This window comes from Achromobacter sp. (genome assembly GCF_049647645.1).
Classification (GTDB): domain Bacteria; phylum Pseudomonadota; class Gammaproteobacteria; order Burkholderiales; family Burkholderiaceae_B; genus Achromobacter.
Window position 1 is genome coordinate 23,290 of record NZ_JBARYB010000227.1, and the last position, 13,185, is coordinate 36,474.

Annotated in this window: 13 protein-coding genes and 3 tRNA genes; 7 read left to right on the forward strand and 9 right to left on the reverse strand. The window is 65.2% G+C overall.

Features of this window, described 5'->3' with window-relative positions:
• Positions 1-218: 218 nt before the first annotated feature.
• The 4 genes from kynA to radC all read right to left on the reverse strand — a co-directional run bounded on the left by kynA (position 219) and on the right by radC (position 2,637).
• The gene (gene kynA / locus WBB14_RS26720) at positions 219-1,067 is read right to left on the reverse strand and encodes a tryptophan 2,3-dioxygenase (protein WP_424242434.1); all 849 of its coding nucleotides are present in this window, start codon (positions 1,065-1,067) and stop codon (positions 219-221) included.
• Positions 1,064-1,186 (reverse strand): hypothetical protein, encoded by a 123-nt coding sequence (locus WBB14_RS26725; protein WP_424242435.1) that lies wholly within the window; start codon positions 1,184-1,186, stop codon positions 1,064-1,066. Before WBB14_RS26725 ends, kynA begins: the two co-directional genes overlap by 4 nt.
• A gap of 61 nt (positions 1,187-1,247) precedes the next feature.
• The gene (kynB, locus tag WBB14_RS26730; RefSeq protein WP_424242436.1) at positions 1,248-1,874 is read right to left on the reverse strand and encodes an arylformamidase; all 627 of its coding nucleotides are present in this window, start codon (positions 1,872-1,874) and stop codon (positions 1,248-1,250) included.
• An 85-nt stretch (positions 1,875-1,959) separates the two neighbouring features.
• The gene (radC, locus tag WBB14_RS26735) at positions 1,960-2,637 is read right to left on the reverse strand and encodes a RadC family protein (protein WP_424242437.1); all 678 of its coding nucleotides are present in this window, start codon (positions 2,635-2,637) and stop codon (positions 1,960-1,962) included.
• Between the two features lie 50 nt (positions 2,638-2,687).
• Here radC and WBB14_RS26740 point away from each other — a divergent pair, with 50 nt between their 5' ends.
• Genes WBB14_RS26740 through maiA form a run of 3 tightly spaced genes read left to right on the forward strand, consistent with a single transcriptional unit; the run spans position 2,688 to position 4,843 of the window.
• A complete protein-coding gene (locus WBB14_RS26740; protein ID WP_424242438.1) occupies positions 2,688-3,164 on the forward strand; it encodes an FKBP-type peptidyl-prolyl cis-trans isomerase in 477 nt (158 codons plus the stop codon).
• Positions 3,164-4,141 carry a 4-hydroxy-3-methylbut-2-enyl diphosphate reductase gene (ispH, locus tag WBB14_RS26745; RefSeq protein WP_424242439.1) on the forward strand — a complete coding sequence of 326 codons (978 nt, stop codon included), beginning with the start codon at positions 3,164-3,166 and terminating at the stop codon, positions 4,139-4,141. Before WBB14_RS26740 ends, ispH begins: the two co-directional genes overlap by 1 nt.
• Positions 4,142-4,198: 57 nt before the next feature.
• Positions 4,199-4,843 carry a maleylacetoacetate isomerase gene (gene maiA / locus WBB14_RS26750; protein ID WP_424242440.1) on the forward strand — a complete coding sequence of 215 codons (645 nt, stop codon included), beginning with the start codon at positions 4,199-4,201 and terminating at the stop codon, positions 4,841-4,843.
• 22 nt (positions 4,844-4,865) lie between these two features.
• On the opposite strand, the gene WBB14_RS26755 is transcribed toward maiA, so the two are convergent.
• The 4 genes from WBB14_RS26755 to WBB14_RS26770 form a co-directional block, all read right to left on the reverse strand.
• A complete protein-coding gene (locus WBB14_RS26755; RefSeq protein WP_424242441.1) occupies positions 4,866-6,308 on the reverse strand; it encodes a DegQ family serine endoprotease in 1,443 nt (480 codons plus the stop codon).
• 77 nt (positions 6,309-6,385) lie between these two features.
• Complete coding sequence (locus tag WBB14_RS26760) at positions 6,386-7,714, reverse strand: ATP-binding protein (RefSeq protein ID WP_424242442.1); 1,329 nt, start codon at positions 7,712-7,714, stop codon at positions 6,386-6,388.
• Entirely contained in the window at positions 7,711-8,370 is a 660-nt protein-coding gene (locus WBB14_RS26765; RefSeq protein ID WP_332011761.1) for a response regulator, read from the reverse strand. The genes WBB14_RS26760 and WBB14_RS26765 overlap by 4 nt, the downstream gene beginning before the upstream one ends.
• Before the next feature lie 141 nt (positions 8,371-8,511).
• Positions 8,512-8,587, reverse strand: a tRNA-Thr gene (locus WBB14_RS26770).
• A gap of 214 nt (positions 8,588-8,801) precedes the next feature.
• Between WBB14_RS26770 and WBB14_RS26775 the strand changes: the two genes are divergently transcribed.
• The 3 genes from WBB14_RS26775 (at position 8,802) to WBB14_RS26785 (ending at position 10,971) form a co-directional block, all read left to right on the forward strand.
• Positions 8,802-8,877: transfer RNA gene (locus tag WBB14_RS26775), tRNA-Asn, on the forward strand.
• Positions 8,878-8,954: 77 nt separating this feature from the next.
• The gene (locus WBB14_RS26780) at positions 8,955-9,953 is read left to right on the forward strand and encodes a CobW family GTP-binding protein (RefSeq protein WP_424242443.1); all 999 of its coding nucleotides are present in this window, start codon (positions 8,955-8,957) and stop codon (positions 9,951-9,953) included.
• 112 nt (positions 9,954-10,065) lie between these two features.
• Positions 10,066-10,971, forward strand: coding sequence for a LysR family transcriptional regulator (locus tag WBB14_RS26785; protein ID WP_424242444.1), 906 nt, complete (start codon positions 10,066-10,068; stop codon positions 10,969-10,971).
• Between the two features lie 654 nt (positions 10,972-11,625).
• On the opposite strand, the gene WBB14_RS26790 is transcribed toward WBB14_RS26785, so the two are convergent.
• Positions 11,626-11,702 (reverse strand) — tRNA-Met (locus WBB14_RS26790).
• A 68-nt stretch (positions 11,703-11,770) separates the two neighbouring features.
• On the opposite strand from WBB14_RS26790, the gene scpB reads away from it, so the two are divergent.
• A complete protein-coding gene (gene scpB / locus WBB14_RS26795; RefSeq protein ID WP_424242445.1) occupies positions 11,771-13,021 on the forward strand; it encodes an SMC-Scp complex subunit ScpB in 1,251 nt (416 codons plus the stop codon).
• The last annotated feature ends 164 nt before the right edge of the window (positions 13,022-13,185 follow it).

Here is a 13,185-nt window from a genome sequence, read left to right on the forward strand (position 1 = left end):
GTCGCCAGCCAGGATGCCCGGTATCCCGCCTGCTTGGTACCCGGCTGATATGCTCATCGGGTTTGCCTAGCGGCCGGACACTCGTGGGCGGTTCTAGCCACGTATCCAAAAAGTAACCCCAAATTCTAGCATGGGAATTTTGGCCAGGCCAAGAGGGAAAGGTGCCTGTTGCAGGGGCACACCCTTGCCAGAAATTGGGGGCGGATGCTTGTCGGCGTTCAAAGATCCGTGCGCAGCTTCCAGATTTCGGGAAACAGCACCACTTCCAGCATGCGCCGCAGGTAATCCACGCCCGACGTGCCGCCCGTGCCGCGCTTGAAGCCTATGACGCGTTCGACGGTGGTCACGTGGCGAAAGCGCCACAGGCGGAACGCGTCTTCCAGGTCGGTCAGCTTTTCCCCCAGCTGATACAAATCCCAGTAGCGGTCGGGCTCGCGATAGACCGTCAGCCAGGCGGCTTCCACCCCGGCCGACGCTTGGTAGGGCTGGGTCCAGTCGCGGTCGAGGTGGTCGGCCGGCACGTCCAGGCCGTGGCGTGCCAGCAGCCGCAACGCCTCGTCATACAGCGACGGGGCGTCATAGGCGCTGCGGACCTGGGCCAGCAGGTCTTCGCGATGCGCATGTGGCTTGAGCATGGCGGCGTTCTTGTTGCCCAGCAGGAATTCGACCTGACGGTACTGGTAGCTCTGGAATCCGCTGGAACGCGCCAGATAGGGGCGCAGCGCGGAGTATTCGGGCGGTGTCATGGTCGCCAGCACGTCCCAGGCATGGACCAGCTGTTCCATGATCTTGCTGACGCGGGCCAGCATCTTGAAGGCGGGCTGCAGCCGGTCGGCGGCCACGTTGGCGATGGCGGCGCGCAGTTCGTGCAGCATCAGCTTCATCCAGAGTTCGCTGGTCTGGTGCTGGATGATGAAGAGCATCTCGTTGTGCTCGGGCGACAGCGGATGCTGCGCGCCCAGCAGTTCGTCCAGATGCAGGTAATCGCCGTAGGTCATGTCGCGCGTGAAGTCCAACTGCGCTTTTTCCTCGCGGACGATGTCCTCGGGGCGTTCGGAGTGGCTCATGCGCGGCCTCCCAGGCAGGGCGGCGCGGCGCGGCGCGCGGAGGCGGGCAGGGCGCGCCACGAGGGCGCATGGGGGCGGGCGCTTGCAAGCGCCGCATGCAGATCGGAATGGTGTTTCATGGTCGTGCTTCCAGAACCGGCGGCCGACTTCGGATCGGCCGCCCATGGCCAGCGGACCAGCCTACAGTTCGCGCAGGATGGCGCGAACCGGGCTGGCATCGGCCTGGATCAGCGCCAACGGCAGGGCGATCAACTCGTAATCGCCTTCCGGCACATCGTCGAGCACCAGGTTCTCCAGTACCCGCATGTCATGCCGCAAGATCGTGTGATGGCTGTCCAGGGTCTTGCTGGACGCGGGGTCGATGCTGGCCGTATCCAGGCCGATCAGCATGACGCCGCGTTCGGCCAGCCATTCGATGGCCTGGGGCGCGTAGGCGGAAAAGTCGTCGGTCCACCAGTCCTGCGCCGCATGCTTGGCGGTGCGGACCAGCACGCGGGGCGGCAGGTTCAAGGCCGCATGGGCCAGGTGATCCACCGTGATGAGAGGGCCGCAATCGATGGCGTGTATGACGCGACAGGGCCCCAGGAACGGTTCCAGGGACACCGCGCCGATGGCGGCGGCGCCGTTCTGGTAGTGCAGGGGGGCGTCAGCATGCGCGCCGATGTGCGGTGACAGCGTGATTTCGCTGACGTTGACCGGGCAGCCGGGCGCAAGCGACCATTTCCATTGCTGGCGGTACGGCGTGTCGCCAGGAAAGACTGGCGACGCCGTGGAGACGGGCGGGGAAATGTCCCACAAGCGTTTCATGTCAGGCGGATCGGGTCGGGAGATGCGTTAAGCCTAAAACAATTGCGGGCGCTAGTCTAACGAATTCGGGCGCCGGCTGCAGCCCCTACACGCCGCCGAGTTCGGCCATGGAGATGACAGTGCCGGCGGCGACGATCAGATGGTCCACCAGCCGGATGTCCACCAGCGCCAGCGCCTGTTTCAGGTGTTGCGTGAATCCGCGATCCGCGGCGCTGGGTTCGGCCAGGCCGGAGGGGTGGTTATGGGCAATGATCAGGGCCGCCGCATGGTGCCGCAGCGCCTCGCGCACGACTTCGCGGGGGTAGACCGATGCCTGGGACAGGGTGCCGCGCGCCAGTTCGCCCGTGGCGATGAGGCGCAGCCGGTTGTCCAGATAGAGCGCAATGCAGTGTTCCACGTGGCGGTGCCCCAGCGCCATCTTGCAATATTGCTTTACCTGCAGCGGGTGGGCCAGGTTGCTATTGCGGGTCAGATCCTCTTCGATGGCGCGGCGGGCCAGTTCCAGCAGGGCGACCAGCATGCAGGCCTTGGCCGCGCCCAGGCCGGGGACCGTGGTCAGCTCTTCGGCGGTCGCGCCCAGGAGGCCCCGCAGACCGCCGAATCTGGCCAGCAGCTGGCTGCCCAATTGCACCACGTCCAGGCCGGGAATGCCGGTGCGCAGGGCGATGGCGAGCAATTCCGAGTCCTGGAGCGATCCGGCGCCGTGGCGCAGCAGTCGCTCTCTGGGGCGCTCGTGTTTGGGCAGCCGGTCGGACAATTTCATAAGAGGCTCTAAAATCAAGGATTATTCAATTGCATATACGGTGGCAGATCTTGAACATCGCCTCTAATGAAGTGAACGTTTTTGTCCGTCCGGATTCCTACCTGACGCTGCACTACCGCATCACGCTGGCCTCCGGACCGGGCAAGGATTCCGTGTTCGCCGACACCTTCGACGGCCGTCCCGGCACGCTGCAGATGGGCGGCGGCCAATGGGCGCCCGGCCTGGAGGCCGCGCTGGTCGGCCGCGCCGAAGGCGAACGCTTCAGCGTCACGGTCGAGCCGGCCGACGCCTACGGCGAACGCAACCCCGAACTCATCCAGCGTGTCACGCGCGCCATGCTGGCCGAGCACGCCGGCGCCGACGCCACCTTCGAGCCGGGCGACCTGGTGGAATTCGCCGCGCCCAATGGTGGACGGTATTCGGGCGTCCTGAAGGAAATCAACGACCAGTCGGCCCTGTTCGATTTCAACCACCCGCTCGCGGGCATCAGCTTGCGGGTCGACGTGGCGCTCTTGGGAGTTCTCTGATGAGCCAGGTTGTCACCGCCGCCGACGCCGAAGTCCTGCTGGCGCAGCCGCGCGGTTTCTGTGCCGGCGTGGATCGAGCCATCGACATCGTCGAGCGCGCGCTCGAGCTGCACGGCGCGCCCATCTACGTGCGCCATGAGATCGTCCACAACCGCTACGTGGTCGAAGACCTGCGCGCCAAGGGCGCCATCTTCATCGACGAGCTGGACGACGCGCCTGCTGGCGCCATCGTGGTGTTCTCGGCGCACGGCGTGTCCAAGGCGGTGCGGGCCGAGGCCGAATCCCGCGGGCTGCGCGTGTTCGACGCCACCTGCCCCCTGGTCACCAAGGTCCATATCGAAGTGGCCCGCATGCGCGCCGCCGGCCGTGAGATCATCATGATCGGCCACAAGGGCCATCCCGAGGTCGAGGGCACGCTGGGCCAGGCTCAGGGCGGCATGTACCTGGTCGAGACCGCCGAAGACGTCGCCGGCCTGCAGGTGGCCAACCCCGACAACCTGGCCTACGTCACGCAGACCACCTTGTCGGTGGACGACGCGGCAGCCGTGTCCCGCGCGCTCAAGCAGCGCTTCCCCAATATCGTCGAGCCCAAGAAAAGCGATATCTGCTACGCCACCCAGAACCGCCAGGACGCGGTCAAGGTCATGGCCCCGGATTGCGACCTGGTGCTGGTGGTGGGCAGCCCCAACAGTTCCAACTCCAACCGGCTGCGCGAAGTGGCCGAGCGCAAGGGCGTGGCGTCCTACCTGATCGATGGCGCGCAGTCCATCGACCCGGCCTGGCTGGTGGATCGCAAGCGCATCGGCGTGACGGCAGGCGCATCCGCGCCCGAGATCTTGGTGCAGCAGGTGATCGACCGGGTCAAGGAGTTGGGCGCGGTGTCGGTGCGCACCATGCCGGGCCTGGAAGAGAATGTGGCGTTTCCGCTGCCCAAGGGCCTGTCCCGCAAGTCGGCGCAGACGGAATCGCTGGAATAAGCAGGCGGGCGCCCCGCCGCAGCGCGCGGCGCCGCTTCAGAACATCAAGGAGACTTCATGCAGTTGTACAGCTACTTTCGCAGCTCGGCCGCGTACCGGGTGCGCATCGCTCTGAACCTCAAGGGCCTGCCCTATGAGTATCTGCCCGTGCATCTGCTGAAGGATGGCGGCCAGCAGTTGTTGGCCGACTACCGCAAGTTGAACCCGACCGCGTTGGTGCCCACGCTGATCGATGGCGACGCCGTCATCGGCCAGTCGCTGGCCATCATTGAATACCTGGAAGAAACTCATCCCGAAGTGCCGCTGCTGCCGGCGGACGCGATAGGCCGCGCGCGGGTGCGGGACCTGGCGCTGGGCATCGCCTGCGACACGCATCCCTTGAACAATCTGCGCGTGCTGAAGTACTTGAAGCACACCCTGGGCGTGGACGAGGCCGCCAAGACCGCCTGGTACAAGCACTGGGTGCATCAGGGCCTGGAAGCCCTGGAGGCGCAACTGGCGGGCTCCGCCGCCACCGGCCGTTTCTGCCACGGCGATACGCCCACGATCGCCGACCTGTGCCTGGTGCCCCAGGTGGCGAACGCCCAGCGTTTCGACTGCGATCTGTCGGCCATGCCCAACGTCGTGCGCATCGACGCCGCTTGCCGCGCGCTGCCGGCCTTCGAGGCGGCCGCGCCGGGCAAGCAGCCCGACGCGGAGTAGCGACAGCCCGGGGCGGACCGGCTCAGCCGATCTGCACCGGCACGAAGATCTTGTCTTCGCCGCGCTGTACCAGCAGGGCGACCGTTTTGCCCGCCTTGGACAGCGCTTCCTTGACCTGCGCGACGTTGTGCACGGGCACGCCGTTCAAGGACAGCAGCACATCGCCTGGCTCGATTCCGGCCTTGGCGGCAGGTCCGACCGAGCGTTCGATCAGCAGGCCCTCGGCGCCGGCCGCCTGCTGCTCCTGCGGGCTCAGCGGCCGCAGCGCCAGGCCGAGCTGGCCGCGCTGCACCTCCTGGTCTCCCGCCGAGGCCTGGGTCTTGTCCTTGGGTACGCCGCCCAGGGTGGCGACCAGTTCCTTCTGCGAACCATTGCGCCAGACGTCCAGCTTGATCTTCTCGCCCGGGGTGGCCAGCGTGATGGTGGAGGCCAGATCGCCTGACGACACGATGGTCTTGCCGTCGATCTTGCGCACCACGTCGCCGGGCTGCAGGCCGGCCTTGTCGGCTGCGCTGCCTTTCTCCACGCTGGACACCAGCGCGCCCGAGGGCGTATCCAGCTTGAAGGAGTTGGCCAGGTCCTGGTTCACTTCCTGCACCGTCACGCCCAGCCTGGCGTGCTGCACCTTGCCGTGTTCCAGGATCTGGTCCTTGATCTTGTAGGCCACGTCGATCGGAATCGAGAACGACAGGCCCTGGAAGCCGCCGGTGCGGCTGTAGATCTGCGAGTTGATGCCCACCACTTCGCCGCGGTCGTTGAACAGCGGGCCGCCCGAGTTGCCGGGATTGACCGCCACGTCCGTCTGGATGAAGGGCACCGAGGTGTCGTCGGGCAGCGAGCGGCCCTTGGCGCTGACGATGCCCGCGGTAGCCGTGTTTTCCAGGCCGTAGGGCGAGCCGATGGCCAGCACCCATTCGCCCACCTGCAGCTGGTTGACGTCGCCCACCTTCACCACCGGCAGGTTCTTGGCGTCGATCTTGAGGACGGCCACGTCGGTCTGCGGATCCGAGCCCAGCACCTTGGCCTTGTACTCGCGGCGGTCGGTCAGCTTTACCGTGACTTCCTTGGCGTCCTGGACCACGTGCGCATTGGTCAGGATGATGCCGTCGGCGCTGACGATGAAGCCGGAGCCTTCGCCGCGCATCGGTACTTCGCGCGAGGGCCGCTGGCCGCGCGCGCCGGGGATCTGGCCGAAGAACTGGGCGAAGGGGTCGCCTTCGTCGGCGGAGACCTTGCGGGTGCCGCTGACGCTGATATTCACCACGGCCGGGCCGAAGTCGCGCGTGATCTGCGCAAAGTTGGGCGGGCTGGACGTGCCGGGCGCCTGGAGGGATGACGTGACGGCCGGCGCGTTGGCCGCCATCGAAACGCCGCCGGTGAAGGCGGTTGCGCCCGCGCCGCCTATGGCGCCGGCAGCCAGCAGCGCCAGCACCAGGCGCGAGGGTTTCATTTGGGTGGTCTTCATGTCGGCTCCTGCGTTCATGTTGAAGGACATGGCGCAATCTTCGGGCCTGACACTTAGGCGAGCCTTAAGGACGAGTCTTAAGTCGGGAAAGCTACCTTCACGCGCAGGCCTTCGCCGGTCGGTGTGTCCTGCAGTTCTATGGTGGCGCCGTGCTGGTCGGCGATGCTGCGCGCGATCGCCAGCCCCAGGCCGCTGCCATGCTGCGCATTGCCTTCGACGCGGTAGAAGCGGTCGAACACGCGTTCGCGCTCGTCCGGCGCGACGCCAGGGCCTTCATCGTCGATCAGGAGGGCGGCCTCGTGGGCGGACTGTTCCAGATGGAGATGGATGCGCTTGCCGGCAGGCGTGTACTTGATCGCGTTGTCCAGCAGGTTGCGCACCAGCAGCGTCAGCGCCTCGCGCTGTCCTTGCACCCAGGCCTGCGGGGCGCCGTCCAGGTCGATGCTGATCGATTTGGCGTTGGCCTGGGGCAGCATTTCGGAGAGCGCCTGGCGCAGCACGTCGGCCAGGTCCACCGCAATGGCGGGTGCCTGCCCGGCCGCGCTTTCATGGCGCGCCATGGAAAGCAACTGCTCCACCAGGCGCGTTGCGCGGTCGATGCCGGCGGTCAGGCGCTGTTCGGCCAGCCGGCGCGCGTCCGAGTCGCCCGCGCGTTGCAGGGCCTGCAGTTGCAGGCGCAGCGCAGTCAGCGGCGAACGCAGCTCATGCGCTGCATCGCCCACGAACTGTTTCTGCTGCGCGAAGGCGCCGCGCATGCGTTCCAGGAGCAGGTTCAGTTCCTGGACCAGCGGCCGGATCTCGTCGGGCAGGCCCTGCACGCTGACGGGAGAGAGGTCCTCGGGCTGCCGCGCCGCGACCTGGGCGCGCGCGCGTTTCACGGGCCGCAGCGACCAACTGACCACGCACCAGACGATCAGCATCAGCAGGGGCGCCGCGGCGGCGATGGGGGCGATGGTGCGCAGCGCCAGCGCGCGCGCCATGCTCGTGCGCACGCCCATGTCCTGCGCCACCTGGATGACCTGGAAGGGCGTGGCCAGTGAATACACGCGATAGGTGCTGCCTTCCATTTTCGCGTCGGAGAAGCCGAGCACAATCTGGTCCGGCAGCGGGCGGCGCGAGCGGGAATTGAAGACGCGCACGCCGTCGGGAGTCCAGATCTGGATGATCAGGTCGTCGGCGATGGGGGAGCCCGCTCCGCGCGCGTGCGTCGGGCCTGTGCTGAGCAGCCCGTCGCCGGTGCCCAGCGACAGGGCGGTGCGCTGCAGCAGCGAATCGAAGATGTCGTCGGCTTGCGCCAAGGTGCTGCGGTAGGCGATGGCGCCTTGCACCAGCGCGCCGACCACGATGGCGGCCAACAGGAAAAAAAGCAGCCTGGCTCTCAGTGAGTAGCTAAGCGGAATGCTCATGTTTTGGGGATGACATAGCCGACGCCTCTGACGTTCTGGATCAGGTTCGGACCCAGTTTCTTGCGCAGGCCATGAATATAAACCTCAACCGCGTTGCTGCTGATGCTCTCTTTCCAGCTGTACAGTTTTTCCTCGAGCTGGGCGCGGGAGAAGATCATGCCGGGGCGCGCGATCAGCGGTTCGAGCACGGCCCATTCGCGCGCGGTGAGCGTCACGGGGGTGCCGTCCACCATGGCGGCGTGGGACTGGGGGTCTATGGTGATGCCCTCGTGCTCGAACACCGGCTCGGCACGGCCCGCGCTGCGCCGGATCAGGGCGCGCATGCGGGCCAGCAGCTCGTCCACGTCGTAGGGCTTGACCACGTAGTCGTCGGCGCCGGCGTCCAGGCCCGCGATGCGGTCGCTCACCGCGTCGCGGGCGGTGGCGATCAGGACCGGCGTGCGGTCCTTGCGCGCGCGCAGGTCGCGCAGCAGCGACAGGCCGTCGCGCTTGGGCAGGCCCAGGTCCAGGAGCATGAGGTCGTAGGTGTCGGTGCGCAGCGCGAGTTCCGCGGCGTTGCCGTCCTTGACCCAGTCGACGGCGTAATGTTCAGCGCGCAGGCAGTCCAGCACGCTCTCGCCTATCATGAGATCGTCTTCAACAAGAAGGATGCGCATGTCGTGTCCGCCAGGATGGTCCAGCAGGTTGGATGCGTGGTGGCGGGCGGGAGTTCCCTGGCGGGGATTCCGCGTGGAAGGGGGCGTGTAGAAGGGCGCGGAAATGAAAAAAGCAGCCCGAGAGGGCTGCTTTTTGAAATCTGGTGCCGGCAATAGGAGTCGAACCTACGACCTTCGCATTACGAATGCGCTGCTCTACCAACTGAGCTATGCCGGCAAGACCATTTGCTTCGTTCCCGCGATGCTGGAACCGCAAGCAAAACATCTTGATTTTTCCCGTCTCTTGGCCCTGATTTATGGGGTCCGATCTGGAAAGACCGAGATCATATCAGAGTTTTTTGGCCATGGGAAACCGTGCGAGCAAAACGCCGAAAAAACCCGGCGATTTGCACGGTCTGATTTTTTAGTTCATAATCTCGTTTCTTAGCAGTTCCCCGATAGCTCAGTCGGTAGAGCGACGGACTGTTAATCCGCAGGTCGCTGGTTCGAGCCCAGCTCGGGGAGCCAAAGAATTCAGGGCCATTCACGCAAGTGAGTGGCCCTTTTGGTTTTCCGCATCGGAATGGCGGGCACGGAGATCGGACATGGACGACAAGCGCATAGGCGTGATGGTGATTTCCGGTTTCCTGGGTAGCGGCAAGACGTCGTTGCTCAACCGGCTGTTGCGGGATCCGGCGTACGCCGACGCGGTCGTCATCGTCAATGAATACGGCGAGGTCGGCGTCGACCATCATCTGGTGCGCCAGGCCCGCGACAATATTGTCCTGGTCGAGGGCGGCTGCCTGTGTTGCGTCGTCAGCGGCGCGGTGGTCGACGCCTTGCGCGACTTGTTCATGCTGGCGCTCAGTCGCAAGATCAAACCCTTTCGCCGCGTGCTCATCGAAACCAGCGGGCTGGCCGATCCCGCGCCCATCCTGTTCACCCTCAAGCACGACCGCTTCCTTTCCGAGCGCTATGCGTATCGGGGAGCGATCGTCTTGGCGGATGCGCGCAACGGATTGCATCAATTGGAGCGGCAACCTGAGGCGTCGCGGCAGCTGGCCCTGGCGGATGTCGTGGTGTTCAGCAAGCCGGACCTGTCGGACGCGGCGAGCCTGGAGCGCCTGGAGCAGGCGGTCGCCGGTATCAATCCGGGCGCGCAGCGCTGCGTGCAATGGCCTGATGCGCCGCTTGCCGATGCGCTGCGGGCTGGGCTGGATGTGCAGGCCAGGCGCGATGGCGCCGCCCTGGCGAACTGGCTGCGGCCGTTTGCGCAGCCTCGGGCGGCCAGTCATGGGGGGGTGGGCAGTTTCTCCCTGGTTTTGGCTGCTCCAGTCGCGCGGGCGGCGTTTCTTGCTGGCATGTCGCGGATCCTGGAGCGCTACGGGCAGGGCTTGCTACGTATGAAGGGGCTGCTGTGCTTCGAGGGCGAGGTGCTGCCGTGCGAGGTGCATGGCGTCCATGGCGAGCTCTATCCGGTGAATCAGCTGGATCAATGGCCGGACGGGGGGCGGGAGTCGCGGCTGGTCTGCATCTTGCGCGGGCCTGAGGCAGCGGAGGTTCGCGCCGCCTTGGGGGCTGCACTTGGGCAGCCTGTCCCTTGATTGTTCTTGTCCGAGGGTCTGGGTCTTGCGGGCGATGGTCGCGATTTTGGTGTCGGCGTTGCACCGAAATACGGTATAACCGGAGCGGTCTGGTGCAAGAATCGAGACAATCATGGATCGTTTGAAAGCCATGCAGGTGTTCGTGGAAGTCGCTGACAGGGGTAGCCTGTCGGCGGCGGCGATTCATCTGGACATGTCGCGCGCCATGGTGTCGCGCTATCTGGCGGAAATGGAGCAGTGGGTGGGGGTGCGCCTGCTGCATCGCACGACGCGGCGCCTTAGTCTGACTCCCGCCGGCGCTGAAACGCTGCCGCGCTGCCGGCAGATGCTGGACATGGTGGGGGACCTGCGCAATGCGGTATCGACTCCGGACGATACGCCGCGGGGGCTGCTGCGCATCACCACCAGCATGTCGTTCGGCTCCCGCCATCTGGCCAGCGCCATTACCGACTACGTCAAGCTGCATCCGGGCACCTCGGTCGACCTGATGCTGGTGGACCGGGCCGTCAACTTGGTGGAAGAGCGCGTGGACCTGGCCGTGCGCATCACCAATGATCTGGATCCCAATCTGATAGCCCGCAAGCTGGCGGTCTGCCGCTCGGTGGTGTGCGCCTCGCCCGAGTATCTGCAGCGTGAAGGCGTGCCGGCCCGCATCGAGGATCTGTCCTTGCGCAACTGCCTGACCCATTCCTACTTCGGCAAGAGTCTGTGGCGCTTCGAGCGCGACGGCGAGCCGGTGGACGTGCCTGTCAGCGGCAACATCAGTGCGAATGAAGTGTCGGTGCTGTCGCGCGCGGCATTGGAGGGCGCGGGCATCGCCATGCTGCCAACTTACTACGCCGCGGACGACATTGCGTCGGGCCGCTTGCGGGCCATTCTGACGCAAAGCAAGCCTCAGGAATTGGGTATTTACGGTGTTTATGTCTCGCGCCGCCAGATGCCGCTGATCTTGCGGTCCATGCTGGATTTTCTGGTGGGCCGCCTCGAATCCACGCCATGGGACAAGCCTGCAGCGTAGTTTTCGCGCCGCGTTTGGCGTTGCGCAGGCTTGAGGGTGGGGTATATGGCGGTATAATCGAACAACTGCTTGAACATATCAGGCGTGGCGGGTTTTGTGCCTTTCAGCCTGTAGTCTTAGAAAACATCCAAGAATCGTGGTTGCAGCTCAGGTGAGCTGCGGCACTGCGGAACCCGTTTCCGCGTGCGCCAGGGGGAACGTATCGGGTTTATGGATTGCTGCGGTCCGTCCGCGCTGCCCGAACCTCGATGATTCAGGTCCTTGATATCGATTGCCGCGGGAAGATGGCGCCAGTTTGCTGGCGTGCTCCGCGGGCTGGTCGGCGATTTCTGCCGGCTTTTCCAGAATTTGCTTGAGTGTTTGCCGAGAGGGCCGCGGCAGGCATTCCGCCCAATCCCGATTGGCGCGGTCGTTTCAGCACATGTCCGGGGTATGCATATCCGGGGCGCATGGCGGTAAACACAGGAATCCAGTGAAAATTTCGCAAACCAATGCTGTCTGTTGCTGGCGAGCCGTCAAGGCTGCCGGTCTGGCGGCGGGTGCGCGCGCCGGCATGCGGCTGCGCGGGCTGGCTGGCTTGCCGCGCTTGTGGATTCTTTCCGGCGCCGCAAATGAAAAAGGCCTGGCGCGTGCGCCAGGCCTAGATCATCAATTTGGTTGCGGGGGCAGGATTTGAACCTACGACCTTCGGGTTATGAGCCCGACGAGCTGCCAGACTGCTCCACCCCGCGTCTGAGAAATGAATAGTAGCCTTATTTTCAACCTAGCGCAAGTTAGCCCTTTTTGAATTTGAATGTCGATGAACGATAGCGAGGCAATACTCGTGTTGGAAACCGCGCTGCTTTGCGCGGCGCAGCCGATGCACCTGTCCGATATGCGCAAGCTGTTCGGGGACGATGAACAATTCGACAACAGCGCATTGCGCACGTTGCTGGAAACGCTGCAGGCCAATTGGGCCGATGGCGGCCTGGAGTTGGTGCAACTGGCCACCGGGTGGCGCTTTCAGAGCCGCCCGCGCATGCAGCGCTACCTTGAACGCCTCAATCCGGAAAAGCCGCCGAAGTACTCGCGCGCCGTAATGGAAACGCTGGCCATCGTGGCCTGGCGCCAACCCGTGACGCGGGGCGACATCGAGGATATCCGCGGCGTCACCGTATCTTCCCAGATCGTGAAAGCGCTCGAGGATCGGGGCTGGATCGAAGTCATCGGCCATCGCGACGCACCGGGCCGCCCGGCGCTGTTCGGCACCACGCGCCAGTTTCTGGATGACCTGGGCCTGCGTGCGCTGGATGAATTGCCCGCGCTGGAATCCGCGCAGGCGGCCGCGGCGCTCGCCGGGCTGGATCTGGGCGAAGTGCAGCAGGTGCTGGGTGGAGAGGAAGGTGCGGCCGAGAGCGATGCGCCTGGCGAGGGCGAGGAATCAGCCGGCCAGCAGCCTGAGCTGGTCGCCGAGGCTGCGCTGGATGCCGATGGCGAAGCGGGTTCCGAGGGCGAGGCTGGCGTCGATGCGGGCGCGCGCTCCGAAGGCGCGGCTGACGCCATGGCGGGCGAGGGCGAGGAATCCGAGGTCAGTATTCCGGTTGCGGAATTGTCTGTTTCGGAACAGGATGTACCCATAGCTCCCGTCGATAGCGTAGAATCCGTGCTTTCGCGCACAGAAGAAGGCGCGGATCCCGCAGACGAATCCACCGTCCGGGAGCAAGCCGAAGGCTTGTCCAATACGTTAGCCATGTCCGGTTTTCCCGACGACGCGGCTGACAACGACATTTCCGATATGGCCGCCGATGCCCCAGAAGCCGGTGCTGCAAAGGAAAGCGTCGAGAACGCAAAACACGCGGAACCGACCGACCCGATTGACGAGACCGATACCGTGGCGCCTGGCGCCGCCGGGCATGAGCCCGCTTCCGGTCTTGCTGATCCTGTTCGGCCTGACCCGGATGCCGCCTCCCCGGAATCGGACGAGGCAGGCTTTGAGCGGCCCGAGGCTGATCGAGAGCCGGCATCCCCAGATGATGACGAGCCTGCCGCAGGCAGGCCTACCCAAGTTTGAAATTCGGAGCTGTCCCAGTGACAACGAATACAGCAATGCAGGACGACAATCCCCGTTCGGATGATGCCGTTTCCAACGGCCAGCCGGAATCCGCCGCGCGCGAGCCGGCAGCAGAAGGCGAGGCGGGCGCGCGCGGTCGAGGCCGCAAGCTGAGAACGCCGTTC

Coding starts and splice junctions, on each gene's coding strand:
- WBB14_RS26765 (WP_332011761.1), bottom strand. CDS start 8,370: ATGCGCATCCTTCTTGTTGAAGACGATCTCATGATAGGCGAGAGCGTG.
- scpB (WP_424242445.1), top strand. CDS start 11,771: ATGAACGATAGCGAGGCAATACTCGTGTTGGAAACCGCGCTGCTTTGC.
- ispH (WP_424242439.1), top strand. CDS start 3,164: ATGAGCCAGGTTGTCACCGCCGCCGACGCCGAAGTCCTGCTGGCGCAG.
- WBB14_RS26785 (WP_424242444.1), top strand. CDS start 10,066: ATGGATCGTTTGAAAGCCATGCAGGTGTTCGTGGAAGTCGCTGACAGG.
- kynA (WP_424242434.1), bottom strand. CDS start 1,067: ATGAGCCACTCCGAACGCCCCGAGGACATCGTCCGCGAGGAAAAAGCG.
- WBB14_RS26755 (WP_424242441.1), bottom strand. CDS start 6,308: ATGAAGACCACCCAAATGAAACCCTCGCGCCTGGTGCTGGCGCTGCTG.
- radC (WP_424242437.1), bottom strand. CDS start 2,637: ATGAAATTGTCCGACCGGCTGCCCAAACACGAGCGCCCCAGAGAGCGA.
- maiA (WP_424242440.1), top strand. CDS start 4,199: ATGCAGTTGTACAGCTACTTTCGCAGCTCGGCCGCGTACCGGGTGCGC.
- WBB14_RS26760 (WP_424242442.1), bottom strand. CDS start 7,714: ATGAGCATTCCGCTTAGCTACTCACTGAGAGCCAGGCTGCTTTTTTTC.
- kynB (WP_424242436.1), bottom strand. CDS start 1,874: ATGAAACGCTTGTGGGACATTTCCCCGCCCGTCTCCACGGCGTCGCCA.
- WBB14_RS26780 (WP_424242443.1), top strand. CDS start 8,955: ATGGACGACAAGCGCATAGGCGTGATGGTGATTTCCGGTTTCCTGGGT.
- WBB14_RS26725 (WP_424242435.1), bottom strand. CDS start 1,186: ATGAAACACCATTCCGATCTGCATGCGGCGCTTGCAAGCGCCCGCCCC.